Origin of the sequence: Streptomyces ficellus, from assembly GCF_009739905.1 — a bacterium.
In the GTDB taxonomy this organism is placed as follows: Bacteria; Actinomycetota; Actinomycetes; order Streptomycetales; family Streptomycetaceae; genus Streptomyces; species Streptomyces ficellus_A.
The window spans coordinates 296744-322355 of record NZ_CP034279.1; the positions used below are offsets into that span (position 1 = coordinate 296744).

The following is a 25612-nucleotide window of genomic DNA, read 5'->3' on the forward strand; positions in this document are numbered from 1 at the left end:
GTTCCGCCGGCCGGGCGGGGGCCGGGCGACCGTGTCCGTCCGCCCCCGCTCCGCTCCCCACTCAGGAGGCCCCATGACCACCGCCAGCGCACTGACCCACCGGCTCCGCGTCCTCGCGGCCCCGGGCGAACGTCACGACGAGATCCTCACCCCCGCGGCCCTGGACTTCGTCGGGACCCTCGTCGCCGCCTTCCGCGAGCGCCGGCTGGAGGTGCTGAAGGAGCGCCGCCGGCAGGCGATCCGCCTTTCGGCCGGCTCTCCCCTCGAGTTCCCCCTGGTGACGTCCGCCGTCCGCGACGACCCCACCTGGCGCGTCGCCCCTCCGGCGCCGGGGCTGACGGACCGCCGTGTCGAGATCACCGGTCCGCCCGAGCGCCGTACGGCCGTGAACGCGCTCAACTCCGGGGCCCAGGTGTGGATGGCGGACTTCGAGGATGCCACCGCACCCACCTGGGACAACGTCGTCGGCGGCCAGCTCACGCTGCTCGACGCCATCGAACGGCGCATCGACTTCACGGCCCCCGGAGGGAAGGCGTACCGGCTGGGCGCCCCCGGCAGCCTCGCCACCATCGTGATCCGCCCGCGCGGCTGGCACCTCACCGAGGAGCACCTGGAGCTCGACGGCGAGACCGTCCCGGCTTCTCTCGTCGACTTCGGCCTGTACTTCTTCCACTGCGCCCGGCGCCAGCTGGACGCCGGGCACGGACCGTACTTCTACCTGCCCAAGCTGGAGAACCGCTACGAGGCCCGGCTGTGGAACGACGTCTTCGTCCTCGCCCAGGAGCTCCTCGGCATCCCGCGCGGCACCGTCCGCGCCACCGTGCTCATCGAGACGATCACCGCCGCCTTCGAGATGGAGGAGATCCTCTACGAGCTGCGCGAGCACAGCTCCGGTCTCAACGCGGGCCGCTGGGACTACCTGTTCAGCATGATCAAGACGTTCGGGCACCGGACCGACTTCCTGCTGCCCGACCGTGCCAGGGTCACCATGACGGCCCCCTTCATGCGCGCGTACACCGAACTGCTCGTCCGCACCTGCCACAAGCGCGGCGCCCACGCCATCGGCGGCATGGCCGCCCAGGTGCCCGGTAAGGACCCGGCCGCCCACGAGGCCGCCCTGGCCACGGTCCGGCTCGACAAGGAACGCGAGGCGGAGGACGGCTTCGACGGCTCCTGGGTCGCCCACCCCCGGCTCGTCCCGGTGTGCCGGGCGGTGTTCGACGGCGTCCTGGGAGAACGGCCGCACCAGCTGGACCGTACCCGTGACGACGTCGAGGTCACCGCGGCCGACCTGCTGTCCGTGCGCCGCGTCAGCGGCCCGCCCACCCCGGAGGGCGTGCGCACCAACATCGCGGTCGCCCTGCGCTACTTCGACGCCTGGCTGCGCGGGCGGGGGGCGGTCGCCCTCAACGGGCTGATGGAGGACGCGGCCACCGCCGAGATCGCCCGTGTGCAGGTCTGGCAGTGGCTGCGCCACCGGGTCGTCGACCGCGAGACGGTGCTGGCCGTACTGGACGACGAGGTCGCCGCTCTGGGGGCCGAGTACCCGTGGGCGGCGGTCGACGAGGTCCGGGCGCTCTTCGAGCACACGGCGCTGAACAGCGCGCTGCCGCTCTTCTTCACGCCGGACGCCTACTCGCGCCACCTCGTCCGCCGCGCGGACCGCGGGGAGGGCCGGTCATGAGCGGGCCCGAGCGCGTGGCGGTGCGGCGTGTCGGCGTGGTCGGCGGAGGGCAGATGGGCGCCGGGATCGCGGAGGTCTGCGCGCGGGCCGGGCTGGACACCGTGCTCTGCGAGGTGGACGCGGTCGCCGCGCGCGCCGCCCGGGAAAGGGTGTCGGCGTCCCTGGACCGTGCGGTGCGCCGCGGGAAGCTGGAGCGCCGCGCGGCGGGCGACGCGCTCGCCCGCCTGGTCGTCACCGGAAGCCTGGAGGACCTGGCCGACCGGCAGTTGGTCGTCGAGGCGGTCGTGGAGCACGCGGACGCCAAGACCGAGGTCTTCACCGCGCTCGACAAGATCGTCGAGGATCCGGCGGCGGTACTGGCCACCAACACCTCGTCCCTCCCGGTCATGCGCCTCGGCATGGCGACCGGCCGCGCGGACCGGGTGGTGGGGCTGCACTTCTTCAACCCGGTGCCCGTGCTGCCACTGGTGGAGGTCGTGACGTCCCTGCACACCTCGGCCGCGACCGTCGCGCTGGTGGAGGGGTTCGTCACCGGCGTTCTCGGCAAGACGGTGATCCGTTCCCAGGACCGGGCCGGCTTCGTGGTCAACGCCCTGCTCGTCCCGTACCTCTTGTCGGCCATCCGCATGACGGAGTCCGGGTTCGCCTCGCCCGCCGACGTGGACGCCGGCATGGAGCTCGGCTGCGCCCACCCCATGGGTCCGCTCAGGCTCGCGGACCTGATCGGGCTGGACACCGTGGCCTCGATCGCCGAGTCCCTGTACGACGAGTTCAAGGAGCCGCTGTACGCCCCGCCGCCGCTGCTCCAGCGGATGGTGGAGGCGGGTCTCCTCGGCCGCAAGTCGGGCCGGGGGTTCCACCCGTACGACGGGGGATGAGCCCGGCGCCGGTTGAGGGGCCGGCGTCAGGTGTCGGGGCGGGAAGCGCGGGGATGACGCTTCCCGCCCGGACGCGTTACCGCTGGGACACGTCCCCGACCGGACGCGTTCCCGCACTCGTACCCGCCGGGCTGTGGGCCCGCACTCGTACGCCCTCCGGGCCGTGGGCCCGCACTCGTACGCCGCCGGGCCGTGGGCCCGTGTGTCCCACCTCACGTCGTCCCCGCCGTCCGAATGCCGGAGGTACCGCTCCGTCGTGCGGCACCGCCGCGTAGGCTGACCGGCACAGCTGGTTCGCCCCCGCCCGCCAGGCGGGAGGCGTCGCAAGAGGGAACCCGGTGGGAATCCGGGACTGCCCCGCAGCGGTGAGCGGGAACGACCGCCGTCATACGCACTGGGTCCGCAGGGGCCTGGGAAGCGACGGCCAGTAGGAGACCTCCTCGGGGAGGAAGTGCCCGCGAGTCCGAAGACCTGCCCGCTGTCCGTACGCGAACCGTCGCGTGCGGCATCCCGGTGACCTCGAGGGCGGGTCGGCGTACACATCGGGCGGACGGCCGCGCACACCGCGCGAGGCCGCACCGTCCGGTCCGTCACCCCTTCGCGCTCTCGTCCCGTCCCCGGGATCTCAGGGATTCATCTCGCGAAGGAGATCTCCGTGACCACGAAGACCGCAGCCGCGGCAGCACGGGCCACCGTGTACGGCTATCCGCGCCAGGGGCCGAACCGGGAGCTGAAGAAGGCGATCGAGGGGTACTGGAAGGGCCGCGTCACCGCCGACGCCCTCCGTGCCACGGCCGCCGGACTGCGCCGGGCGAACTGGAACGAGCTGGCCGGCGCCGGTGTCCACGAAGTGCCCACCGGCGACTTCTCGATGTACGACCACGTCCTCGACACCACCGTCATGGTCGGAGCGATCCCCGCACGCCACCGGGCCGCCTTCGAGGCCGCTGCCGGCACCGGTACCCGCGCCGGCGCCCTGGACGGCTACTTCGCCATGGCGCGCGGCACCCAGGACGTGGCGCCGCTGGAAATGACCAAGTGGTTCGACACCAACTACCACTACCTGGTGCCGGAGCTGGGCCCGGACACCGAGTTCACGGCGGACTCCACCAAGCAGGTCGCGGAGCTGAAGGAGGCGCTGGAGCTGGGTCTCGCCGCCCGGCCCGTCCTCCTCGGGCCCGTCACCTACCTGCTGCTCGCCAAGCCCGCGCCCGGCGTGGCGCCGGGCTTCGACCCGCTCACCCTGCTGGACCGGCTGCTCCCGGTGTACGCCGAGGTCCTCGCCGACCTGCGGGCGGCCGGCGCCGCATGGGTGCAGCTCGACGAGCCCGCGCTCGTCCAGGACCGCACCGCGGCCGAGCTGAACGCCGCCGAGCGCGCCTACCGGGACCTCGGTGGACTCACGGACCGGCCGAAGCTGCTCGTCGCCTCCTACTTCGACCGGCTGGGCGAGGCACTGCCGGTGCTGGCCAAGGCTCCGGTCGACGGTCTCGCGCTCGACTTCACCGGCGCCGCGGCCGCCAACCTGGACGCGCTCGCGGCCGTCGGCGGCCTCCCCGGCAAGCGCCTGGTGGCCGGTGTGGTCGACGGACGCAACGTCTGGATCAACGACTACGAGAAGTCCCTGTCCACCCTCGGCACCCTGTTGGGGCTCGCCGGCCGTGTGGACGTGGCCGCCTCCTGCTCCCTGCTGCACGTGCCCATCGACGCCGCCCTCGAGCGGGACATCGACCCGCAGATCCACCGCTGGCTCGCCTTCGCCCGGCAGAAGACGGCCGAACTCGTCACCCTCGCCAAGGGTCTGGCCCGGGGCACGGACGCGATCTCCGCCGAACTGGCCGCGAACCGGGCCGACCTGGCGTCCCGCGCCCGCTCCCCCCTCACCCGTGACGCGGCTGTCCGGGCCCGTACCGGAGCCGTCACCGACGCCGCAGCCCGCCGCTCGCAGCCGTACGCCGAGCGGGCCGCCGCCCAGCGCGCGCACCTCGGACTGCCGCTGCTGCCCACCACGACCATCGGTTCGTTCCCGCAGACCGGCGAGGTGCGCACCGCGCGGGCGGACCTGCGCGCCGGGCGGATCGACGCCACCGGTTACGAGCAGCGCATCGAGGCCGAGATCCAGGAGGTGATCTCCTTCCAGGAGAAGGCCGGTCTGGACGTCCTCGTGCACGGCGAGGCCGAACGCAACGACATGGTGCAGTACTTCGCCGAGCGGCTCACCGGCTACCTCGCCACACAGGCCGGCTGGGTCCAGTCGTACGGCACCCGCTACGTCCGGCCGCCGGTCCTCGCCGGTGACATCTCGCGCCCCGAGCCGATGACGGTCCGCTGGACGCGGTACGCCCAGTCCCTCACCGACCGGCCGGTCAAGGGGATGCTCACCGGGCCGGTCACCATGCTCGCCTGGTCCTTCGTCCGCGACGACCAGCCGCTCGGCGAGACCGCCCGGCAGGTCGCCCTCGCCCTGCGCGACGAGGTGAGCGACCTGGAGGCGGCGGGCACCTCGGTGATCCAGGTGGACGAGCCGGCGCTGCGCGAGACGCTGCCGCTGCGGAAGGCGGACCACGCGGAGTACCTCGCCTGGGCGACCGAGTCGTTCCGGCTGACCACCGGCGGGGTGCGTCCGGACACGCAGATCCACACGCACATGTGCTACGCGGAGTTCGGTGATGTCGTCCAGGCCATCGACGACCTCGACGCCGACGTCATCAGCCTGGAGGCCGCCCGCTCGCACATGCAGGTCGCGCGTGAGCTCGCCGCCCACGGCTACCCGCGCGAGGCGGGCCCGGGTGTCTACGACATCCACTCGCCGCGCGTTCCGGGTGCGGACGAGGCGGCCGCGCTGCTGCGCGCCGGCCTGGAGGCCATCCCGGCCGAACGGCTCTGGGTCAACCCGGACTGCGGTCTGAAGACCCGGGGCTGGCCCGAGACCCGGGCGTCGCTTGAGAATTTGGTGGCCGCCGCCCGTACGGTCCGTGCGGAGCTGTCCTCCTCCTGACCCGCTGGGACGGCCGGGACACCCGCGCGGGTGCGGGTCTCCCGGCCGTCGCGCGGAGGCACCGCGGCAGGCCGGGCCGTGCTCACTCGGTGGGCGTGCCCACGCGCAGGCGGTTGCCGTCGGGATCGCGCAGTTCGACCTCCCGCGCCCAGGGGGCGGTGGTCACCGGCACGCCGAACTCGGCGGCGACGGCGTCGACGTCACGTACGCGGAGGTAGACCAGGGTGTCGGGGCGGGCGTCGCCGGTGTGCTCGGAGAGGAACAGCGCGACGGCGCCCCTGGCGATCTCCACGAAGGCCGGGAAGCCCGGCTCGAAACGGTGCTCCCACTGCTGCACGAACCCGAGTCGGCGGTACCAGGCGACCGCCGTGGCGGCGTCGTCGACGCGCAGGACGGGGATCGCCTCCTCGTCGGCCGGCGGCTCGGTGCGCGGTCGCCGGACGCGGTCGGCGGCGTCCGACGACCGTCCGGGTACGAGGAGTTCGTCGGGGGTGCCGGTGCAGGCGCCGCGGTTGATGCGGGCGTCGCCGTCGGCGTCGGGGCCCACCCGGTCCAGGGCGAAGCCGTGGCGTGCCGCGAGGGCGGAGTCGCTGGTGACGCCCGGGACCACCTCGGTGGTGAAGGCGACGGTGCCCCGTGCCGCGACCGAGGCCAGGACGTCCAGCGTGCCGTCGTGCAGGGACGGGTCGCCCCACACCAGGAAGGCGCCGGTCTCGCCCGGGGCGAGTTCGTCGCGGACGAGGCGCTCGTACACGTCGCCGCGCCGGGCTCGCCGGTCGTGGACGGCGGTGGTGCACTCCTCGCGGTCGTCGGCTGCGACGACGCGGTGGGGCCGGTCGGCGTGCGCGTCGATCATGCGGCGCCGCAGGTCGGTGGGCGAAGCCTTCTCCGGACCCGTGCCGAGGAGGAAGAAGGCGTCGGCGCGCCGCAGTGCCTTCACCGCCGCGAGCGTCAGGTGGTCCGGGTCACCGGCCCCGACGCCGATGACGAGGAGGTGGCGCTGGTCCGTGCTCATGGTGTGGGCCTCCTGGGGGTGAGGAAGTGTCGGGAGAGGGAGCCGGGGCCGGGCGGGCCGCCCGTGGCCGCCCGCGTGAACCTGCCGCCCGCTACCGTGACGCGCACCAACCGCACCTGTGGGGGCCCGTCATGCGGAAGTTCTGGACCGTTCTCGCCGTCCTCCTCGCCGCGGTCGCCGTCGGCGGCGTCGGCGCGCTCCCGGAGGGGCCCGGCGGGGTCGTCGCGGTGGGAGACCTCGCCGTTCCGGCCGTGGCGGCCCTCGGCGCGTGGTGGTGCTGGCACCGGAGGGTGTGACGCGGTGGTGGGCGGCGCGGGGCGCACGGGGTGCGAGGGCGCTCAGGACGCCGGGTGGGAGGCCACGACCTGGCCGCGGGTGTCGGCGGCGAGGTAGCCGGATGCCAGGTACTCGTTGGAGAGGTAGACGCGCAGGGTCGGGCGGTCGTCGTTGAACGTCCACCGGTCGACGATGACGTACCGCAGGTTCGGGTCGTCCACCTTCAGCTCCCGCTCCGCGCGCTTCATGAGTGCGGGCAGGCCGCTCCAGGCGAGGGTGGTGGCGTCGAACGGCTGGTCGTCGGCGCTGCCGGACGCGATGGTGCCGCCCGGGCCGGTCCTCCTCGCCACACCGTCGCGGTACTGGTACGCGTCGTACGTCTTGGCCCCCGGCTTCGTGGGGATGGCGGCCAGCGCGTAGTCCTCGTAGAACGTCACCTCCTTGACCTGCGGGTTGCCGCTCGCCTCGCGGAACGACGCGAGGACGGCGCGTACGTTCGCCTCGGTGAGCAGCGAGCCCCTGGGCGCGGTGCCGCCGCCGTTGGACCCGGATGATCCGGTGCCGGGCGTGTCGGTGGCGGGCGTTCCGGTGCCGGGCGTGGCGGGTCCCGGGGTGCGAGGGCCGGAGGTGGAGGGCGAGGTGCCGGTGCCGTTCTTGCCCCTGTCCGCCGAACCACCCCCGGGCGGCCAGTTCAGGGCGGCCACGGCCGCGAGGGCGACCGTCACCGCGAGGGCGGCGGAGACGGCCACGGCACGACGGCGGGCCGGCCGGCGCGCGGGCGGCGCGGCCGGCAGGGGCGGTACGGGCGGCCCGAAGACCCCACCCGGCACGGACGCACCACCCGGAACGGACCTACCCCCCGGAACGGACGCACCGCCCGGAACGGACGTACCGCCCGGGACGGCGTCCTGCGGGGTCCAAGCCGTCGCGTGCGGGCCCTGGGGGGAGGCCGCGTACTGCGCTTGGCGCAGCAGCCGCTCCAGCCGCGCGCCGTCGGGGCGCCGCGCGGGGTCGCGGACCAGCAGTTGGTCCAGGACGGGCCCGAGCGCTCCGGACCTGACCGGCGGCGGGACCGGGTCGTCCAGGACGGCGACCACGGTCGCGAGACCGGTCGCCCGGCGGAAGGGGTGGTGGCCCTCGGCGGCCACGTACAGCAGCATCCCGAGCGACCACAGGTCGGAGGCCGGGTTGCCCTCCTCGCCCCGCACCCGCTCGGGGGCGATGTACTCGGGCGAGCCGATGAGGTCGCCGGTCGAGGTGAGCCGGGACGTCGCTCCGGACAGGACGGCGATGCCGAAGTCGGTGAGGACGGCGCTGCCGTCCGGGCGCAGCAGGACGTTGGCGGGCTTGACGTCGCGGTGGTGGACGCCGGCGCTGTGGGCGGCGCGGAGCGCGGACAGGACCTCCAGGCCGAGTGTGATCACCTCGGGCACGGGCATGGGGCCGTCGGCGAGGCGGTCGTACACCGAGCGTCCCTCGACGAGTTCCATGACGATCCAGGGGTGCGAGCCGTCGGGGGGCTCGACGATCTGGTGGATCGTCACGACGTGCGGGGTCGACAGCCGGGCCAGCGCCTTGGCCTCCTGCACCGCCCTGCGGCGCAGTTGCGCGGTGAGGCCGGGGTCGGCCTCCTCGGCGGCCCGATCGGGCGGGCGTACCTCCTTGAGCGCCACCTCGCGGTCCAGGGTGACGTCCCGCGCCCGCCAGACCGTGCCCATACCGCCGCTGCCCAGGCGGGAGACCAGTTCGAACCGTCCGTCGACCAGGGGTCTGCCGCCCTCACCCGTACTCGTGCTCATGGCGGGTCATCGTAGGCGGCCCCTGCTCACGCCGGTACGGCAGGCGGCCCTACCCGGCCCGCTCGGGCGGTGACCGGCCGGTCGGCGGCCACCTCCCGACGCCGCGCGGGCGTCACCGTCCGAGATCGCGCAGCACTTCGCGGGCGGCGCGGGCTCCCGAGGCCAGGGCGCCCTGGACCGAGCCGGTGGCCCGGTGGTCTCCGCACACGTACCTGCCCGGCGTGACCCGGGTGGTGCGGCTGAGCTGCTGCGGCGGCCTCATGGCGGGCAGCGCGTCCTCGACCGTACGGGTCGTCAGGAGGTCCCAGGGGCCGGTGTCCGTGCCATACGCGTCGCTCAGCGCGGCGCGCACCTCGCTCTCGCGGCCCTCGGTGTCGTGGCCCAGGACGGAGGTGGCGACCAGCGCGTGGCCGGGCGGCGCGACGGTGGGCGTGACGTCACTGAGCGCGCAGGTGTTGAGGAAGCGGCGGCGGGTGTCCACCAGCAGCGTCGGCTCGCCGATCGGGGACCGTTCGGTCACGTGGTAGTAGGTGGTCACCACCCGGTAGGCGGGGAGGCTCACCCCGGGGAGCAGGGTGGCGGTCTGCCGGGGCCCGGTCGCCACGACCACGGCGCGAGCGGGGACCTCCTGACCGTCCGCCGTGAGCACGCCGTCGTCCGTGAGCCGGTCCACGGGGGTGTCCAGGCGCACGGTCCCGGCCGGCAGGGCGGCCGCGAGGGCGCGCGGGACCGCTCCGATGCCTTCCGCGGGCAGGCAGAGGGTGCCGCGCAGCATGCTGCGCCACACCAGGTGGAAGACCCGTGCGGAGGTCTCCAGTTCGTCCTCCAGGAAGACGCCGGACAGGAACGGGCGGAAGAACCGCTCGACCAGCGCGTCCGAGATCCCGGCGTCCGCCAGCGCGGTGCGGGTGGTGAGGTCCGCGGTCCTCTTGAGCAGCCGTGGTGGGGCGAGCATGTCGCGGGCGGAGAGGAGCCCGAGGGCCATGAGGTCGCGGGGGCCGGCGAGCCGTCCGGGCAGCAGGTCGGGCAGCGTGCGGGGCCGCCGGGTGGGGTCGGTGAAGCGGAGCCTGCCCGAGCCGGTGTGGCTGCCCGTACCACAGTGGCTGTCCGTCCCGGCTTGGCTGTCCGTGTGGATGAGGACGCCGGGGGTGAAGGGGCGCAGTCTCAGGTCGCGCAGTGCGAGGCGGTGGCGGACCTGGGGGTAGGAGGTGTTGAAGACCTGGAAGCCCCGGTCGACGACGAACCCCTCGACCCGGTCGGTACGCATACGGCCGCCGACCTCGTCGGACGCCTCCAGGAGCCGCACGCCGACGCCCTGCGCGAGCAGGTCGCGGGCGCAGGCGAGCCCGGCGGCGCCGGCTCCTACGACGAGCACGTCCGTGGGTGCCGGGGATGCGGACACGCTGACCCACCTCTTCTTCCACTCTCGGCCGCCCTTCGCAGGCGCGGGGCGGCGACGGTGGTGCGCCGCGGCGCACCCTGTCCCCCACTCTTCACGTTCGGCGGCCCCGGCGGACGCAGGGCGGCGGGGCGCGCGTGTTGCTCCGTTCCCGGAGGCCTACGCCGTGGTGCCGGGGCGGCGCGCGACGAAGGTGTGGGTGATGCCCGTCTGCCAGCCCGGCAGCGGGAGGGTCCGTACGCGGTCGAAGCCGGCCGACCCCACCCGGTCCGCGAAGCGGTCCGCGGAGTCGAAGCGCACGACGCTGCGCCACAGGTGCCGGTACAGCTCGCCGTCCCCGAGCACGGTGGCCGCGGGCTGGACGATGCCCCGGCACACCAGGGTCCACACCGCCCGGTCGGCGCGGCGGCCGCTCAGGGTGTACTCGTGCACTCCGAGCCGTCCGCCGGGTGCCAGCAGGTCGCGTACGGAGGTGAGTACGGCGTCGGGGTCGGCCACGTTGCGGAAGAGGTAGGCGGCGAACACCGCGTCGAACGGCCCCGTCACACCGGCCTCCGCCAGGCGCTCCGCCGGTGCGTGCACGAACGACACGCCCTGTGCCCACGGCTTGGCGGCCGCCCGTTCCAGCATCCCGGCGGAGGCGTCCACCGCGGTGATGTGCGCCCCGGGCAGGGCGGAGCGGAGCGCGGCGGTGGACGCGCCGGTGCCACAGCCGAGGTCCAGCAGCCGCAGCCCCTCCCCGTAGCCGGGCAGCCCGAGACGGCGCACCGAGCGTCGCAGGTGCGCGTGGTATCCGGGGTTGACGGCCACCAGGGCGTCGTAGCCGCGGGCGGCGTGGTCGAACGCGGCGGCGAGGTCCTCGTCACGCAACAGGGTCATGCGCACTCCAGGGGCAGCAGGACGGTTCACGAAGGCGCGGGGGCGCCGTCTGTGTCTTCCCGCCCGGGTGCCCGGGCGGACGCGTCCCCAACCCGGACGCGCACCTACCGGCCAAGGATCACCCGAGGGGGCCGTCGCCGCCCGGGTTCCCGCCGACAACGCGCCGGAGGCCCGCCGCCCTTCCGCCGGGCTCACCCTTCCGGACGCCCCCGGTCACGGAGGGGCCGCCGCCGTGAACCTCTCGACCGGGGCGCCCCCTCCCCGGAACCACCGGTGCTTCGGGCACGAACCGCCGTTGGCGGAGCGACTCGCCGAACTGGATGACGAGTACGACATCCTCGAATACGGCCGCAAGTACGGCCGCAGGACCGCGGCCGAGGTCATCGCCGAGGTCGACGCCGACGTCATCGCCGAAGCTCACTGGCTCATCGCCGTCCCGACGGCGGCGACCGGCGTCCCTATGACGGCGACCGGCGTTCCTCAACCGCGTGGGACGAGGTGACGAGCGTATGCCCGGTGGTGGCGTCCACGTGGGCCGGGACATCGTCGTGGCGGTCGCCCACGGTCAGCGTCCCGGTGGGTTCGAACATGAGGATCGCCGCACCGCACGGGGCGTACGGCCGGTGCTGCGTGCCTCGGGGCACGGTGTAGGCCGTCCCTCGCGGAAGCCTGACCGTGCGCTCCCCCTCGGGCTCGCGCAACGAGATGTGCAGCTCCCCCTCCAGGACCAGGAAGAACTCGTCGGTGTCGTCGTGGGCGTGCCAGACGTGCTCGCCCTCGACCTTGGCGATGCGGACGTCGTAGTCGTTGACGCGCGTGACGATGCGGGGGCTCCACAGTGCGTCGAAGGTGGCGAGGGCCTGGCTCAGGTGGACGGGTTCGTTGCTCATGGGCTCATCCTGAGCCCGTACGCACGGCCGACGTGAGTGCTAGGAATGGCACATGGCGCAAGAATCCTCGCACGCGCGACGCCGCCCGGCTAAGACACCGGACGCACCCGGTGGATCGGACACACCGCACGTGCCGCGGGTCGTCGTGATCGTCGACGAGAACTCGAACCCCTTCGAACTCGGCTGCGCGACCGAGGTCTTCGGGCTGCGCCGACCGGAGATCGGCCGTGACCTCTACGACTTCACCCTCTGCTCACCCGAGCCCCGCACCCTGATGCGGGACGGATTCTTCACGCTCACCGGGGTCGCCGGGCTCGAAGCGGCCGAGGTCGCCGACACGTTGATCGTCCCCAACCGTCCTGACGTCGAGGTGCCCCGCCGCCCCGCGGTGCTGGACGCCGTCCGGCGGGCGCACGCGCGCGGGGCGCGGCTGGTCGGGTTCTGCAGCGGCGCTTTCACGCTGGCCGAGGCCGGAGTTCTCGAGGGGCGCCGGGCCACCGCGCACTGGCAGTGGGCGGATTCCTTCCGGGCCCGCTTCCCCTCCGTCCACCTCGAGGAGGACGTACTGTTCGTGGACGACGGCGACATCCTCACCGCCGCGGGGAGCGCGGCAGCGCTCGACCTGGGGCTGCACCTGGTCCGGCGCGACCACGGCGCGGAGGTGGCCAACTGTGTGAGCCGGCGCCTGGTGTTCGCGGCGCACCGGGACGGCGGTCAGCGGCAGTTCGTGGAGCGTCCGGTGCCCGTCCTGCCCGACGAGTCCCTGGCACCCGTGCTGGCCTGGGCCCAGGAGCGGCTGGACTCACCGCTCACGGTCTCCGACCTGGCGGCACGCGCGGCGGTGAGCCCGGCGACGCTGCACCGCCGTTTCCGGGCGCAGTTGGGGACGACACCGCTGGCCTGGCTGACAGGCGAACGACTCACCCTGGCATGCCGGTTGATCGAGCGGGGCGAGTCGCGTGTGGAGATGGTCGCGCGGCGCAGCGGGCTCGGCACCGCCGCCAACCTGCGTACGCTGATGCGCCGCGAGACGGGCATCACCCCGTCGGCGTACCGGCGTCGGTTCGGGCCCACGGTGAACTGACGGGCGCGGTGGACCGCCCCGCCCAGGCGCCCTGCGCGGGCAGTTGTCCCGCGGGCGGCCGCTGCGGGCCGGTTCGTCACGCTCCCCCGGCGACGGCCCGGGCGCAGTCGGGACACAGCCCCCGGTAGGTGACCTCGACGCCGGACACGGTGAAGCCGAACCGCTCGTCCGCCGGGAGGCCGGCGAGGGGGTTGCCGGCCGGGTGGACGTCGCGGATGAGGCCGCAGCCGGAGCAGATCAGGTGCTGGTGCGGGTGGTGCGTGTTGGGGTCGTAGAGCTTGGCGCGGCCGCCGGTCGAGACCTCGGCGACCTCCCCGAGGGAGACCAGTTCGCTCAGGGCGTTGTAGACCGTCGCCCGGGAGATCTCGGGCAGTTTCCGGGCGGCGCGGGCGTGCACCTCGTCGGCGGTGAGGTGCACATGGTCGCCGTCGAGGACCTCGGCGACGACGCGCCGTTGGGAGGTCATCCGCCAGCCACGGGCGCGCAGTCGCTCCAGCAGGCCGCTCATATCGGTTCACCCGTCCCGGCTCGGATCGGCGGGATGCCGGGCGCTCGTCCGTCCGCGTCCGGGATCCGATGGAAATGTTGAGGGAATGTTGGTCTGGCATACGTCTTGACTTGGATTCCGTCCATCGTAGGATCGGCATCGTTGAGTGCCAAGGGGCAGGAAGACTCCAGTACGGCGGGAGACACAGGCGTGACGCTCCACCGCAAAGAGGCCGCGCGGCACTCGAGTTCGTGCGACCGCCTTCCGCGTCACGTCGCGCGGGACCGTTCGCACCGGTGAGCCGGCCCGGTGCCGCGGCGCCCGTCTCCGTGGGCCCCCGCGCAGCCGGCCCGTCCGCCCTCCCCGTACATCCCTTGCGCCTGTTCCGAGGGGCCGGCACCCCGGCCGCCGGAGCACCGCGGTTCTTGATGAGCGCCTCGTTCCGCCTGATCCGGAAGGATTCCCATGTCCGAGAACCATGATGCAATCGTCGTCGACGCGAAGGCGGAGGGCACGGGCGGCTGTCCCGTCCCGCACGGACGGGCTCTGCACCCGACCCAGGGCGGTGGAAACCGCCAGTGGTGGCCGGAACGGCTGAACCTCAAGATCCTCGCCAAGAACCCGGCCGTGGCCAACCCGCTCGGTGACGGGTTCGACTACGCGGAGGCCTTCACGAGCCTCGATCTGCCGGCCGTGAAGCAGGACATAGCCGAGGTGCTGACCACCTCGCAGGACTGGTGGCCGGCCGACTTCGGCCACTACGGCCCGTTCATCGTCCGGATGGCGTGGCACAGCGCCGGTACGTACCGCATCAGTGACGGCCGCGGTGGTGCCGGGGCCGGTCAGCAGCGCTTCGCCCCGCTGAACAGCTGGCCGGACAACGCCAACCTGGACAAGGCGCGCCGCCTGCTGTGGCCGGTCAAGAAGAAGTACGGCCAGAACCTGTCGTGGGCCGACCTCATGATCCTGGCGGGCAACGTCGCGCTGGAGTCGATGGGCTTCGAGACCTTCGGCTTCGCCGGCGGCCGTGAGGACGTGTGGGAGCCCGAGGAGGACGTGTACTGGGGTCCCGAGACGACCTGGCTCGCCGACGAGCGCTACACCGGCGACCGTGAGCTGGAGGGCCCGCTCGGCGCGGTCCAGATGGGCCTCATCTACGTCAACCCGGAGGGCCCGAACGGCAACCCGGACCCGATCGCCGCGGCCCGCGACATCCGCGAGACGTTCCGCCGGATGGCGATGAACGACGAGGAGACGGTCGCGCTGATCGCGGGCGGCCACACCTTCGGCAAGACGCACGGCGCGGGCCCGGCGGACCACGTCGGTCCCGACCCCGAGGCCGCGGCCTTCGCGGAGCAGGGCCTCGGCTGGAGGAACACCTTCGGCACGGGCAAGGGCGGCGACACGATCACCAGCGGCCTCGAGGGCACCTGGACCACCACCCCGACGGCGTGGGACAACAGCTTCTTCGAGATCCTCTTCGGTCACGAGTGGGAGCTGTTCAAGAGCCCGGCCGGCGCGCACCAGTGGCGCCCGAAGGACGGGGCCGGGGCCGGCACCGTCCCCGATGCCCACGACCCGGCGAAGAGCCACGCTCCGACGATGCTGACGACCGACCTCTCGCTCCGGTTCGACCCGGTCTACGAGCAGATCTCGCGGCGCTTCCTGGAGAACCCGGGCGAGTTCGCGGACGCCTTCGCGCGGGCGTGGTTCAAGCTGACCCACCGCGACATGGGTCCGGTCGTGCGGTACCTCGGCCCGGAGGTCCCGTCGGAGACGCTGCTGTGGCAGGACCCGCTGCCCGAGGTGGCGCACGAGCCGGTCGACGGCGAGGACGTCGCCGCCCTGAAGGCCCAGGTCCTCGCATCGGGGCTGTCGGTGTCCCAGCTCGTGTCCACCGCGTGGGCGTCGGCCTCCACCTTCCGCGGCAGCGACAAGCGCGGTGGCGCCAACGGCGCGCGGATCCGCCTCGAACCGCAGCGCGGGTGGGAGGCCAACGACCCGGACCAGCTGGCGACGGTGCTGCGCGCCCTGGAGGGCATCCAGCGCTCCTTCAACGCCTCGCGGACCGACGGCAAGCAGGTCTCGCTCGCCGACCTGATCGTGCTCGCGGGTGCCGCCGCGGTCGAGCGGGCCGCCCGGGACGCGGGCTTCGAGGTCGAGGTGCCCTTCACGCCGGGCCGGGTGGACGCCGCGCAGGAGCAGACGGACGTGGAGTCGTTCGCCGCGCTGGAGCCGGCCGCGGACGGGTTCCGCAACCACCAGGGCAAGGGCAACCGTCTGCCGGCCGAGTTCCTGCTGATCGACCGGGCGAACCTGCTGACGCTGAGCGCCCCCGAGATGACGGTCCTCGTCGGCGGCCTGCGCGTCCTGGGCGCGACCCACCAGCAGTCGCAGCTGGGCGTCTTCACCACCACCCCCGGGACACTGACCAACGACTTCTTCGTCAACCTGCTCGACCTGGGCACGACGTGGCGGGCGACGTCGGAGGACCAGACCACCTTCGAGGGGCTGGACGCGGCCACGGGCGAGGTGAAGTGGACCGGCACCCGCGCCGACCTGGTCTTCGGCTCGAACTCGGAGCTGCGGGCGCTGGCGGAGGTCTACGCGAGCGACGACGCGAGGGAGAAGTTCGTGACGGACTTCGTCGCGGCGTGGGACAAGGTCATGAACCTCGACCGGTTCGACCTCGTCCGATGACCTCGCCGATCACCCGCCGATCACCCGCTGATCACATCTGATCACCTGCTGAGCGACATCCGGTGAACGCCCGCTGAGCGGCGTCCGGTGAACGCCCGAGTCCGGGCCGGCCCCATTCCGCGGGCCGGCCCGGTCTGTCGTTCCGCTCCGCCCCCGGCGCGGGCCGGGGGTCAGCCCGGGCGGTTGCCGGGCTCGGAGTCGTTGGGGTCGACGCCGGTGAACGCGGAGTCGTCCTTCGTACCGGAGGGGCGTCCCGAGCGGCCCTTGCGGCCGGTGTCCCGCATGCCCTCGTCCGACGTGTCGCCGTACTCCTCGCCCCGCTTGGTGCCGCTCTCGGCCACGTCACCGGGCACGGAGCCGCGCTCCTCCTTGGAGGGCTTGCGGCCCGGGCCGCGCTCCGGGGCGTCCTCCGCGTGGAAGGAGCGCCGGGCGCTCGGGTTCTCCTGCTGCCGGGTCTCGTCGACGTCGGGGGACCAGCCGTGGTGCTCGGTCCCCTCGTGCCGGCTCACCCCCTGCCCCCGTGACGGCTTCGCTGGCTTCTGTTCCTTGGGCATGGCGCCGACCTGCCTGTCCGCTGCGGTGGAGGCACGTCCTTGTCCGTGCCAGGGCACTAGAAATTCTTCCACTTCCCCGCACACCCGGCATATCGGTCCATGGCGGACCGGGGGCACCGACCAGGACGCCGCCTGGACACCAGCACCGGGCATGTGGCGGGAACGGTCACCCGTACGAGTGATGAGCGGGATTCGTGTCGACGGCAGGGCGACCCCGTGACCGACCATCGCAGGCAGCCGGTACGCCGCACGACCGACCGTCGCACCCTGGGAGGGGTCGCCATGCGCATCCTGCTCGTCGCCAGCGCCTACAACAGCCTCACCCAGCGCGTGCACGCCGAGCTGCGGGAGCGCGGGCACACCGTCGCCGTCGAGGTCACCCCCCACGGCCGAGACGTCCGCGCGGCCGTCGGCCTGCACACGCCCCAGCTGGTGGTGGCGCCCATGCTGAAGGCCGTCGTCCCGCGTGACGTGTGGACGTCCGTGACGTGTCTGATCGTGCACCCGGGCCCGGTGGGCGACCGGGGGCCCTCCTCCCTGGACTGGGCCGTCCGCGAGGGTGCCGGGGAGTGGGGCGTCACCGTGCTCCAGGCCGAGGAGGAGATGGACGCCGGGCCCGTGTGGGCGACGGCGATCTGCACCGTACCGCCGGTGGCGAAGAGCGATCTGTACCGCAACGAGCTGGGCGACGCCGCCGTGGAGGCGGTGCTGCTGGCCGTCGAGCGCTTCGCGTCCGGCCGGTACGTCCCGGCCGCCCAGGACACCCTGCCCACGGCGGCGGGCGCGCGCCCGAGGCCGCCGATGCGCCAGGTGGCGCGCCGTATCTCGTGGGACGAGGACACCACCGACACGGTGCTGCGCACCCTGCGGGCCGCCGACTCCCAGCCCGGAGTCCTGGACGACCTGCTGGGCGGGGAGTGGTTCCTGCACGGCGGGCACCCCGAGCGCGGCCTGCGCGGGCGCCCCGGCGAGCTGCTGGCCACGCGCGCCGGGGCGATCTGCCGCGCCACGACGGACGGGGCGGTGTGGATCCCCGAGCTGCGGGCCCGCACCGGGCACGGGGAGCCGCGGGCGTGCAAGCTGCCCGCCACCGTGGCGCTCGGCGACCGCCTGGCCGCCCTGCCGGACCTGCCCGAGCTGCCCCTGCCGGCGCTCCCGCCCGCCGACGACACCACCTGGTCGGACGTCCGGTACCGGGAGGAGGGCGCGGTGGGCGTGCTGTCCTTCGCGTTCCCGGGCGGTGCGATGTCCACCGCCCACTGCCGGCGGCTGCTGGAGGCGTACCGGGCCGCGTGCGCCCGGCCCACCTCCGTGCTGGTCCTGGGCGGCGGCCGGGACTTCTTCTCCAACGGCATCCACCTGGGGGTGATCGAGGCGGCGGCCGACCCGGCGGCGGAGTCGTGGGCCAACATCAACGCCATGGACGACCTGGTCGAGGCGGTGCTCACCACCACCGACCGCGTCGTCGTCAGCGCGATCGGCGGCAACGCCGCCGCCGGGGGCTGCATGCTGGCGCTGGCCGCCGACGAGGTGTGGTGCCGCTCCGGGTCGGTGCTCAATCCGCACTACCGGCGCATGGGCCTGTACGGGTCGGAGTACTGGACCTACACGCTGCCCGGGCGGGTGGGCGCCGCCATGGCCGGGCGGCTCACCGAGGACGCCCTTCCGGTCACCGCCGCCCGGGCGCGTGACCTCGGCCTGGTCGACCGGGTGGTGCGGTGCTCGCCCTCGTCATTCACTGCCGAGGTCACCCGGTTGGCCGCACATCTCGCGGTTTCGTCCGGGACGCAGACACGGCTGGCCGCGAAGAAGGCGGAGCACGAGCGGCGGGAGGCCGAGACCCCGCTGGCGGGCTTCAGGGAGCGGGAACTGGCCCGGATGCGGGGCGTCTTCGACGACCCGGCCGCCCCCTACCACGCGTTGCGCAGGGCGTTCGTACGCAAGGAGACGGCCGCCCCCGACCGGGTCCCCGCAGGTGCGGGCGGCGCCGGGCTGTCGGACTCTTAGCCCGGTAAAGACTCGAAGCAAGCGGCACACCTCCCCGAGGAGGCCCTCGATGAACACAGCGTCGCCGACGACGGACCAGCAGCCCGAAGCCTCCGGTTCGCCCGGCACGGAGGAGAAGCCGATCCACATCCTCTGGATCAACGCCGGGCTGAGCTGCGACGGCGACTCGGTCGCCCTGACGGCCGCCATGCAGCCGAGTATCGAGGAGATCGCCCTCGGGGCGCTCCCCGGGCTGCCGAAGATCGCGGTCCACTGGCCGCTGATCGACTTCGAGTGCGGTCCGGTGGACGGAGCGGACACGTTCATCGAGTGGTTCTTCAAGGGTGAGCGGGGCGAGATCGACCCGTTCGTCCTGGTGATCGAGGGGTCCATCCCCAACGAGTCGATCAAGCAGGAGGGCTACTGGTGCGGTTTCGGGGACAACCCGGACACCGGTCAGCCCATCACCACCAGTGAGTGGATCGACCGCCTGGCGCCCAAGGCGCTCGCGGTGGTCGCCATCGGCACCTGCGCCACGTACGGCGGCATCCACGCCATGGCCGGGAACCCGACCGGCGCGATGGGTCTGCCCGACTACCTGGGCTGGGACTGGAAGTCCAAGGCGGGCATCCCCATCGTGTGCGTGCCGGGCTGCCCCATCCAGCCGGACAACTTCGCCGAGACGCTGACCTACCTGCTCTACCAGGCGGCGGGTTCGGCGCCGATGATCCCGCTGGACGACAAGCTGCGCCCGACCTGGCTGTTCGGGGCCACCGTCCACGAGGGCTGCGACCGGGCCGGCTACTACGAGCAGGGCCAGTTCGCGACGGAGTACGACTCGCCGAAGTGTTTGGTGAAGCTGGGCTGCTGGGGCCCGGTCGTCAAGTGCAACGTACCGAAGCGCGGCTGGATGGCCGGCATCGGCGGCTGCCCCAACGTGGGCGGCATCTGCATCGCCTGCACCATGCCCGGCTTCCCCGACAAGTTCATGCCGTTCATGGACGAACCTCCCGGCGGCAAGCTCTCCAGCACCGCCAGCGGGGCGTACGGCGCGGTCATCCGCCGGCTGCGCACGATCACGGCCCGCACCGTGGACAGGGAACCCAAGTGGCGGCACACCGGCCGGGAGATCACCACCGGCTACCGCCCGCCGTGGTGACCGCCCCGGCGGCGGCACCCTCCCCGTGGGCGACCCCCCTCCCCCACCACCTCCCGCAGACCCGCTCGCAGCACTGACCGAAGGGCATCACAGACACCATGGCGACCTCGACGACGACCGGTGACGGCACCGGCCTGGTGGAGATGGCGTGGGACCCGATCACACGGATCGTGGGCAGCCTCGGCATCCACACGAAGATCGACTTCAAGCAGAAGCGGGTCGCCGAGTGCTACAGCACCTCGTCGGTCTTCCGCGGCTACAGCGTCTTCATGCGGGGCAAGGACCCGCGCGACGCGCACTTCATCACCAGCCGCATCTGCGGGATCTGTGGCGACAACCACGCCACCTGCTCGGTGTACGCGCAGAACATGGCGTACGGGGTGAAGCCGCCGCACCTCGGTGAGTGGATCATCAACTGCGGCGAGTCCGCGGAGTTCATGTTCGACCACAACATCTTCCAGGAGAACCTGGTGGGGGTCGACTACTGCGAGAAGATGGTCCGCGAGACCAACCCGGGAGTCCTCGAACTCGCCGAGCGCACCGAGGCGCCGCACGCCGCGGACCACGGCTACCGCACCATCGCCGACATCATGCGCTCGCTGAACCCGCTGGAGGGCGAGTTCTACCGCGAGGCGCTGCAAGTGAGCCGGTACACGCGGGAGATGTTCTGCCTGATGGAGGGGCGCCATGTGCACCCCTCCACCCTGTACCCGGGCGGTGTCGGCACGATCGGATCGGTGCAGCTGTTCACCGATTACATGTCCCGGCTGATGCGGTACGTGGAGTTCATGAAGCGGGTCGTGCCGCTGCACGACGACCTGTTCGACTTCTTCTACGAGGCGCTGCCCGGTTACGAGGAGGTCGGGCGCCGGCGCGTGCTGCTCGGCTGCTGGGGCGCGTTCAACGACCCCGAGTACTGCGACTTCAGTTACGCCAACATGACCGACTGGGGCCGGCGGATGCTGGTCACGCCCGGTGTGGTGGTGGACGGCAAGCTGGTCACCAACGACCTCACCGAGATCAACCTCGGCATCCGGATCCTGCTGGGCAGCTCCTACTACGAGGACTGGGCGGGCCAGGAGCAGTTCGTCACCCACGACCCGCTGGGCAACCCGGTCGACCCGCGGCACCCGTGGAACCAGCACACCATCCCGGCGCCGCAGAAGCGGGACTTCAACGACAAGTACAGCTGGGTGATGTCCCCGCGCTGGTACGACGGCAAGGACTACCTGCCGCTGGACACCGGCGGCGGCCCCATCGCCCGCCTGTGGTCCACCGCCCTGTCCGGGCTCGTCGACATCGGGTACGTGAAGGCCACCGGGCACAGCGTCGTCATCAACCTGCCGCGGACGCTCACCAAGCCGGAGACCACCTTCGAGTGGAAGATCCCCCGGTGGAGCAACGCCCTGGAGCGCAACCGCGCCCGGACCTACTTCCAGGCGTACGCCGCGGCCGTGGCGCTGCACTCGGCGGAGATGGGCCTGGCGGAGGTGCGCGCCGGACGCACCCAGACCTGGGAGAAGTTCGAGGTGCCGGACGAGTCCATCGGTGTCGGTTTCACCGAGGCCGTACGCGGTGTGTTGTCGCACCACATGGTGATCCGCGACGGCAAGATCGCCAACTACCATCCGTACCCGCCGACGCCGTGGAACGCCTCCACGCGCGACACCTACGGGACGCCCGGGCCCTACGAGGACGCGGTGCAGAACACGCCGATCTTCGAGGAGAACCCGCCGGAGAACTTCAAGGGCATCGACATCATGCGGGCCGTCCGCAGCTTCGACCCGTGCCTGCCCTGCGGTGTGCACATGTACGTCGGTGACGGCAGGACCGTGAAGTCCCTGCACGTCCCCACCGGCCTGAGCGGTCTGTCCGGATGAGCGGCGGAAGCGGCACCGGCGTCGCGACCGGCGCGGCCGGCGCGGTGAACGCGGAGACGGCCGGCCGGCTGGTCGAGGAGATCCTGGACCGGCTGACCGAATCCGGGGACCGCGCGGCGTGCGAGGCCGCGGAGGAACTCGTGCGCGTCCTCATGGAGTTCTACGGCGCCGGGCTCGCCCGCGTCGTCGAGCTGACCGGGCGCACCCCCGGCGCCTCCGGGCAGGACGTCCGCGCGGCGCTGCTCGGCGACGAGCTCGTCGCGGGTCTGCTGGTCCTGCACGGGCTGCACCCCGACGACGCGCCCCGTCGCATCGAACGGGCCCTGGACCGCGTTCCGCACCCGGTGGAGAGCGCGGGCTTCGACGCCGCGACCGGCGTGCTGCGCCTGCGGCTCACCGGTTCGGCGGGCTGCGGCTGCTCCGGCACCCTGCGGGGCGTCGAGCAGGCGGCGCTGGACGCCCTCGCCTGTTTCGCGCCGGAGGTGACGGCGGTCGAGCTCCAGGAGGGCCCGGGGGCCGCCGCCCGTGAGCCGGCCCTGCTCCAGATCGGCTCCGGCCCGCCGCGTGCCGCGACCGGTGGCGCCCGTTCGCCGGCCACGGCGCCGTGAGCGCGCCCGTGGCCGGGACGACCGGCCCCCTGGGGCGGGACGGCGCCACGGCGCGGGGACTGCGCCGCTTCACGGCACCGCGTCCGCCCCGCACCGAACGGTGCGAACTGTGCGCGGTTCCCCTGGCCGGCGAGCGTCACCCGCATCTCGTCGACACCGAGAAGCGGGCGCTGGCCTGCGCCTGTGGCCCCTGCGCCCAGTTGCTCGACGGGTCCGGCGGGGCGCGGGGGCGATTCCGCGCGGTGCCCGGCCGGTACCTGAAGGACTCCGGGCACGGCGTCGACGACCGGGCCTGGGAGCAGTTGCGCATCCCGGTCGGGGTCGCGTTCTTCTTCCGCAACTCGGCGCTGGACCGGCTGGTCGCGCTGTACCCGAGCCCGGCGGGGGCGACCGAGAGCGAGCTGGACGCGGAGTCGTGGCAGGCCGCCCTGTCCGGTTCCGCCCTGGCCGGGCTCCTCGAACCCGACGTGGAGGCGCTGCTGCTGCGCCGCCACGAGGACGGCGAGGTCGAGTGCTTCCTGGTGCCGGTCGACATCTGCTACGAACTGGTGGGCCGGATGCGTCTGCGGTGGCAGGGCTTCGACGGTGGCGCGGAGGCCCGCGCCGACCTGGACGCCTTCTTCGCCCACGTACAGGACCGTGCGCGTGAGGTGCGGGAGGGGCGATCGTGACCGACTTCTCCTTCGCCTGCACGGGGGTGCGGGCCGACCCGTACGCGGCGGGCCCCACGCTGGTGTTCCGGCTGCGCGTCACCGCCTCGGACCGGGCCCGCGTCCACGCGCTGGCCCTGCGCTGCCAGCTGCGGATCGAGCCGGCCCGGCGCGGGTACGGCGACGCCGAGGCCGGGCGGCTGACGGACCTGTTCGGCGAGCGGTCCCGCTGGGGCCAGAGCCTGAACCCGGTGCAGTTCGCCCAGGTCTCGGTGATGGTCCCCGGCTTCACCGGAGAGGTCGAGACCGACCTGGTGGTGCCCTGCACGTACGACATGGACATCGCGTCCACCCGCTACTTCCACGCCCTGGAGGAGGGTGAGGTGCCGCTGCTGATGCTGTTCTCCGGCACCGCCTTCACCGGGGCCGCGGGCTTCCGTGTCGAGCCGGTCCCCTGGGACAGGGAGGCGGCCTTCCGTATGCCGGTGAAGACGTGGCGGGAGATGGTCGACCAGCACTTCCCGGGCTCCGGCTGGATCCGGCTGCCCCGGGACACCATGGACGCGCTGCTCGCGCACCGGTCGCGGCGGGCGCTGCCGTCCTGGCAGGCGACCGTGGAGGAGCTGTTGGAGACGGCCGGGGAGAGAACACCGTGACGACCACGCCCACGCCCACGCCCACGCCCACGCCCACGACGGCGACGTTCGCTCCCGGGACCGAGGCCCGGCTGGCCGTCGCCCGCCAGGTCGCCGACGCGGTCCTCTTCGAGGGGTACGTGCTCTACCCGTACCGGGCCTCCGCCGCCAAGAACCGGCTGCGCTGGCAGTTCGGGGTCCTCGTGCCACCCGCCTGGACGGGCGAGGCGGAGGAGCACGACTTCCAGCACACCGAGCTGCTGATGGAACCGAAGCGCGGTGCCACGCTGGCCGTGGAGGTCCGCTTCCTGCACACCCGGCGGCGGGCCGTGCAGCGGGTGTGCCCGGGCGGCGGCTTCGAGACGGTGGACGAACTGCGCCTGGACGACCGGGTGATCGTGCCGTGGGACGAGGGCGACGAGCAGACCGTCCGGGTCGCGGTGCCCGTGGACGCGCTGTCGGGCGAGGGCGTCGTCGTACCGTTCACCCGCCCGGCGGCGGAGGAGACCGAGCCGGTGACCGACGCCGCGGGGCAGGTGGTGGGCAGGCTGGTGCGCCGCAGCGAGGAGGTCGCGGGCGCGCTGCGGCTGTCGGCGGCCGAGCTGGACGGCCCGTACCGCACCCGGCGGCTGAGCCTGGTCGTGGAGAACACCAGCGGCTGGACGCCGGACGGCGCGGCCGACCGTGACGCGGCGCTGTCCCGGTCCCTGGTCGCCAGCCACGCGCTGCTGTGCCTGGACTCCGGGCGGTTCCTGTCGATGACGGACCCGCCCGAGTGGGCGCGGACGGCGACCGCCGCGTGCCGCAACCTGCACACCTGGCCCGTGCTGGCCGGTGAGCCGGGCGGCGCCGACCTGGTGCTCTCCTCCCCCATCATCCTGGAGGACCATCCGGCGATCGCGCCCGAGAGCCCCGGCGCGCTGTACGACGCGACGGAGATCGACGAGATCCTGGCCCTGCGCACCGCCGCCCTCACGGACGAGGAGAAGCGCGAGGCGCGTGGCACGGACGCACGGGCGGCGGCCGTGGTGGATCTGGCCGACTCCTTGCCCCCGGAGGTCCTGGAGCGGCTGCACGGCGCGGTGCGCAGCCTGCGGGAGGTGACCACCCCGGCGGCGTTGCCGGCGGGAGCCTCGGCGGAGGTGCCGGTGTTCACCACCCCGGCCGCCCCGGCAACCGCAGACGCCGGCACGCCGTCCGGGCATGTCGCGCCCGGCGGGGTCACCCGGCCGGACACCCCCTGGTGGGATCCGGGCGCGGACGCGGCCGTGGACCCGGCCCGGGACCACGTCCTCGTCGCGGGGCGGCCGGTGCGGGCGGGCAGCCGGGTCGTGCTGCGGCCCGGGCTGCGCCACACCGACGCCCAGGACCTGTTCCTCACCGGCCGGTTCGCCCGCGTGGAGGCGGTCCTGCACGATGTGGACGGCGGTGTGCACATCGCGGTGACCGTCGAGGACGACCCCGGTGCGGACATCCGCCGCGAGCAGGGCCGTTTCCTCTACTTCCAGCCCGACGAGGTCGACGTACCGGAGGACGCGTGATGGCCCTTCCACCGACCGGCCCGCGCACCCTGGTCGCCGGGGTGGGCAACATCTTCCTCGGCGACGACGGCTTCGGTGTCGAGGTGGCGCGCCTGCTGGCGCGTGAGGCCCTGCCCGGCGGTGTCGAGGTCGCCGACGTCGGCGTCCGCGGTGTCCACCTGGCGTACCAGCTCCTCGACGGGTACGACACGCTGGTGCTGGTGGACGCGGTGGAGCGGGGCGGCGAGCCGGGCACGTTGTACGTGATCGACGCCGCCGCTCCCGGCAGCCGCATGCCTGCCGGGGCCGTCCCCCTCGACGGCCACCGGATGTCCCCCGACGCGGTGCTGGCCCTGCTGGACACCCTGTGCGCGGGCACGGGCGCGAAGGCCCCGGAACGCACGCTGGTGGTGGGCTGCGAGCCGGCCACCGTCGAGGAGGGCATCGGGCTCAGCCCGCCCGTGACCGCCGCCGTACCGGAGGCGGTGCGGATGGTGACCGAGCTGGTCCACGCCGAAGCCGTCGTCTGAA

The 25612-nt window shown here is 73.4% G+C and carries 22 protein-coding genes, 1 pseudogene and 1 riboswitch; of the genes and pseudogenes, 15 read left to right on the plus strand and 8 right to left on the minus strand.

Features of this window, described 5'->3' with window-relative positions; translation table 11 throughout:
* Positions 1 to 73: 73 nt before the first annotated feature.
* From aceB to metE, 3 genes are all read left to right on the plus strand, one after another.
* Entirely contained in the window at positions 74 to 1684 is a 1611-nt protein-coding gene (gene aceB / locus EIZ62_RS01365) for a malate synthase A (protein WP_156690879.1), read from the plus strand.
* Positions 1681 to 2562, plus strand: a complete 882-nt coding sequence (locus EIZ62_RS01370; RefSeq protein ID WP_156690880.1) for a 3-hydroxybutyryl-CoA dehydrogenase — start codon at positions 1681 to 1683, stop codon at positions 2560 to 2562. Before aceB ends, EIZ62_RS01370 begins: the two co-directional genes overlap by 4 nt.
* Before the next feature lie 273 nt (positions 2563 to 2835).
* A riboswitch (cobalamin riboswitch) is annotated at positions 2836 to 3055 on the plus strand.
* A 162-nt stretch (positions 3056 to 3217) separates the two neighbouring features.
* Positions 3218 to 5560: a 5-methyltetrahydropteroyltriglutamate--homocysteine S-methyltransferase gene (metE, locus tag EIZ62_RS01375; protein ID WP_156690881.1), complete on the plus strand. Its 2343-nt coding sequence runs from the start codon at positions 3218 to 3220 to the stop codon at positions 5558 to 5560.
* Between the two features lie 82 nt (positions 5561 to 5642).
* Here metE and EIZ62_RS01380 read toward each other — a convergent pair whose 3' ends face one another.
* Both EIZ62_RS01380 and EIZ62_RS01385 read right to left on the minus strand, forming a co-directional pair.
* A complete protein-coding gene (locus EIZ62_RS01380; protein ID WP_156696136.1) occupies positions 5643 to 5960 on the minus strand; it encodes a glyoxalase superfamily protein in 318 nt (105 codons plus the stop codon).
* A gap of 156 nt (positions 5961 to 6116) precedes the next feature.
* Positions 6117 to 6575, minus strand: a pseudogene (locus EIZ62_RS01385) (SAM-dependent methyltransferase); the annotation flags it as partial.
* A 131-nt stretch (positions 6576 to 6706) separates the two neighbouring features.
* Between EIZ62_RS01385 and EIZ62_RS01390 the strand changes: the two are divergent.
* Positions 6707 to 6871 carry a hypothetical protein gene (locus EIZ62_RS01390; RefSeq protein WP_156690882.1) on the plus strand — a complete coding sequence of 55 codons (165 nt, stop codon included), beginning with the start codon at positions 6707 to 6709 and terminating at the stop codon, positions 6869 to 6871.
* Positions 6872 to 6913: 42 nt separating this feature from the next.
* On the opposite strand, the gene EIZ62_RS01395 is transcribed toward EIZ62_RS01390, so the two are convergent.
* The 3 genes from EIZ62_RS01395 to EIZ62_RS01405 all read right to left on the minus strand — a co-directional run bounded on the left by EIZ62_RS01395 (position 6914) and on the right by EIZ62_RS01405 (position 10928).
* Entirely contained in the window at positions 6914 to 8650 is a 1737-nt protein-coding gene (locus EIZ62_RS01395) for a serine/threonine-protein kinase (RefSeq protein ID WP_156690883.1), read from the minus strand.
* A 112-nt stretch (positions 8651 to 8762) separates the two neighbouring features.
* Entirely contained in the window at positions 8763 to 10052 is a 1290-nt protein-coding gene (locus EIZ62_RS01400) for an NAD(P)/FAD-dependent oxidoreductase (protein ID WP_156690884.1), read from the minus strand.
* Between the two features lie 156 nt (positions 10053 to 10208).
* Positions 10209 to 10928, minus strand: coding sequence for a class I SAM-dependent methyltransferase (locus EIZ62_RS01405; RefSeq protein ID WP_156690885.1), 720 nt, complete (start codon positions 10926 to 10928; stop codon positions 10209 to 10211).
* Positions 10929 to 11223: 295 nt separating this feature from the next.
* On the opposite strand from EIZ62_RS01405, the gene EIZ62_RS01410 reads away from it, so the two are divergent.
* The gene (locus EIZ62_RS01410) at positions 11224 to 11430 is read left to right on the plus strand and encodes a hypothetical protein (RefSeq protein ID WP_167536285.1); all 207 of its coding nucleotides are present in this window, start codon (positions 11224 to 11226) and stop codon (positions 11428 to 11430) included.
* On the opposite strand, the gene EIZ62_RS01415 is transcribed toward EIZ62_RS01410, so the two are convergent.
* Positions 11387 to 11818: a cupin domain-containing protein gene (locus EIZ62_RS01415; protein ID WP_156690887.1), complete on the minus strand. Its 432-nt coding sequence runs from the start codon at positions 11816 to 11818 to the stop codon at positions 11387 to 11389. The two genes, EIZ62_RS01410 and EIZ62_RS01415, sit on opposite strands and share 44 nt — an antisense overlap.
* Positions 11819 to 11870: 52 nt before the next feature.
* Here EIZ62_RS01415 and EIZ62_RS01420 point away from each other — a divergent pair, with 52 nt between their 5' ends.
* Positions 11871 to 12902, plus strand: a complete 1032-nt coding sequence (locus tag EIZ62_RS01420; RefSeq protein ID WP_425281786.1) for a GlxA family transcriptional regulator — start codon at positions 11871 to 11873, stop codon at positions 12900 to 12902.
* Between the two features lie 76 nt (positions 12903 to 12978).
* On the opposite strand, the gene EIZ62_RS01425 is transcribed toward EIZ62_RS01420, so the two are convergent.
* On the minus strand, positions 12979 to 13410 hold the full coding sequence (locus tag EIZ62_RS01425) for a Fur family transcriptional regulator (protein WP_156690888.1): 432 nt from the start codon (positions 13408 to 13410) through the stop codon (positions 12979 to 12981).
* Positions 13411 to 13854: 444 nt separating this feature from the next.
* On the opposite strand from EIZ62_RS01425, the gene katG reads away from it, so the two are divergent.
* On the plus strand, positions 13855 to 16089 hold the full coding sequence (katG, locus tag EIZ62_RS01430) for a catalase/peroxidase HPI (RefSeq protein ID WP_156690889.1): 2235 nt from the start codon (positions 13855 to 13857) through the stop codon (positions 16087 to 16089).
* Positions 16090 to 16259: 170 nt separating this feature from the next.
* Here katG and EIZ62_RS01435 read toward each other — a convergent pair whose 3' ends face one another.
* A complete protein-coding gene (locus EIZ62_RS01435; protein ID WP_425281787.1) occupies positions 16260 to 16598 on the minus strand; it encodes a hypothetical protein in 339 nt (112 codons plus the stop codon).
* 327 nt (positions 16599 to 16925) lie between these two features.
* Here EIZ62_RS01435 and EIZ62_RS01440 point away from each other — a divergent pair, with 327 nt between their 5' ends.
* The 8 genes from EIZ62_RS01440 to EIZ62_RS01475 all read left to right on the plus strand — a co-directional run bounded on the left by EIZ62_RS01440 (position 16926) and on the right by EIZ62_RS01475 (position 25611).
* Complete coding sequence (locus tag EIZ62_RS01440; RefSeq protein WP_156696138.1) at positions 16926 to 18650, plus strand: hydrogenase maturation protein; 1725 nt, start codon at positions 16926 to 16928, stop codon at positions 18648 to 18650.
* 49 nt (positions 18651 to 18699) lie between these two features.
* Entirely contained in the window at positions 18700 to 19788 is a 1089-nt protein-coding gene (locus tag EIZ62_RS01445; RefSeq protein ID WP_156690891.1) for an NADH-quinone oxidoreductase subunit B family protein, read from the plus strand.
* A 98-nt stretch (positions 19789 to 19886) separates the two neighbouring features.
* Positions 19887 to 21668, plus strand: a complete 1782-nt coding sequence (locus EIZ62_RS01450; RefSeq protein ID WP_156690892.1) for a nickel-dependent hydrogenase large subunit — start codon at positions 19887 to 19889, stop codon at positions 21666 to 21668.
* Positions 21665 to 22276, plus strand: coding sequence for a hypothetical protein (locus EIZ62_RS01455; RefSeq protein ID WP_156690893.1), 612 nt, complete (start codon positions 21665 to 21667; stop codon positions 22274 to 22276). Before EIZ62_RS01450 ends, EIZ62_RS01455 begins: the two co-directional genes overlap by 4 nt.
* Positions 22273 to 22947, plus strand: a complete 675-nt coding sequence (locus EIZ62_RS01460; protein ID WP_244375351.1) for a DUF5947 family protein — start codon at positions 22273 to 22275, stop codon at positions 22945 to 22947. Before EIZ62_RS01455 ends, EIZ62_RS01460 begins: the two co-directional genes overlap by 4 nt.
* The gene (locus tag EIZ62_RS01465) at positions 22944 to 23582 is read left to right on the plus strand and encodes a DUF6084 family protein (protein WP_156690894.1); all 639 of its coding nucleotides are present in this window, start codon (positions 22944 to 22946) and stop codon (positions 23580 to 23582) included. The genes EIZ62_RS01460 and EIZ62_RS01465 overlap by 4 nt, the downstream gene beginning before the upstream one ends.
* On the plus strand, positions 23579 to 25102 hold the full coding sequence (locus tag EIZ62_RS01470; protein WP_156690895.1) for a hypothetical protein: 1524 nt from the start codon (positions 23579 to 23581) through the stop codon (positions 25100 to 25102). Before EIZ62_RS01465 ends, EIZ62_RS01470 begins: the two co-directional genes overlap by 4 nt.
* Positions 25102 to 25611, plus strand: coding sequence for a hydrogenase maturation protease (locus EIZ62_RS01475; RefSeq protein ID WP_156690896.1), 510 nt, complete (start codon positions 25102 to 25104; stop codon positions 25609 to 25611). Before EIZ62_RS01470 ends, EIZ62_RS01475 begins: the two co-directional genes overlap by 1 nt.
* Position 25612: the final 1 nt, after the last annotated feature.

Bases quoted from the DNA above. Each gene is read 5' to 3' on its own strand.
- katG (WP_156690889.1), top strand. From the start codon at position 13,855: ATGTCCGAGAACCATGATGCAATCGTCGTCGACGCGAAGGCGGAGGGC.
- EIZ62_RS01405 (WP_156690885.1), bottom strand. From the start codon at position 10,928: ATGACCCTGTTGCGTGACGAGGACCTCGCCGCCGCGTTCGACCACGCC.
- aceB (WP_156690879.1), top strand. From the start codon at position 74: ATGACCACCGCCAGCGCACTGACCCACCGGCTCCGCGTCCTCGCGGCC.
- EIZ62_RS01475 (WP_156690896.1), top strand. From the start codon at position 25,102: ATGGCCCTTCCACCGACCGGCCCGCGCACCCTGGTCGCCGGGGTGGGC.
- EIZ62_RS01395 (WP_156690883.1), bottom strand. From the start codon at position 8,650: ATGAGCACGAGTACGGGTGAGGGCGGCAGACCCCTGGTCGACGGACGG.
- EIZ62_RS01440 (WP_156696138.1), top strand. From the start codon at position 16,926: ATGCGCATCCTGCTCGTCGCCAGCGCCTACAACAGCCTCACCCAGCGC.
- EIZ62_RS01415 (WP_156690887.1), bottom strand. From the start codon at position 11,818: ATGAGCAACGAACCCGTCCACCTGAGCCAGGCCCTCGCCACCTTCGAC.
- EIZ62_RS01420 (WP_425281786.1), top strand. From the start codon at position 11,871: ATGGCGCAAGAATCCTCGCACGCGCGACGCCGCCCGGCTAAGACACCG.
- EIZ62_RS01390 (WP_156690882.1), top strand. From the start codon at position 6,707: ATGCGGAAGTTCTGGACCGTTCTCGCCGTCCTCCTCGCCGCGGTCGCC.
- EIZ62_RS01445 (WP_156690891.1), top strand. From the start codon at position 18,700: ATGAACACAGCGTCGCCGACGACGGACCAGCAGCCCGAAGCCTCCGGT.
- EIZ62_RS01370 (WP_156690880.1), top strand. From the start codon at position 1,681: ATGAGCGGGCCCGAGCGCGTGGCGGTGCGGCGTGTCGGCGTGGTCGGC.
- EIZ62_RS01455 (WP_156690893.1), top strand. From the start codon at position 21,665: ATGAGCGGCGGAAGCGGCACCGGCGTCGCGACCGGCGCGGCCGGCGCG.
- EIZ62_RS01425 (WP_156690888.1), bottom strand. From the start codon at position 13,410: ATGAGCGGCCTGCTGGAGCGACTGCGCGCCCGTGGCTGGCGGATGACC.
- EIZ62_RS01450 (WP_156690892.1), top strand. From the start codon at position 19,887: ATGGCGACCTCGACGACGACCGGTGACGGCACCGGCCTGGTGGAGATG.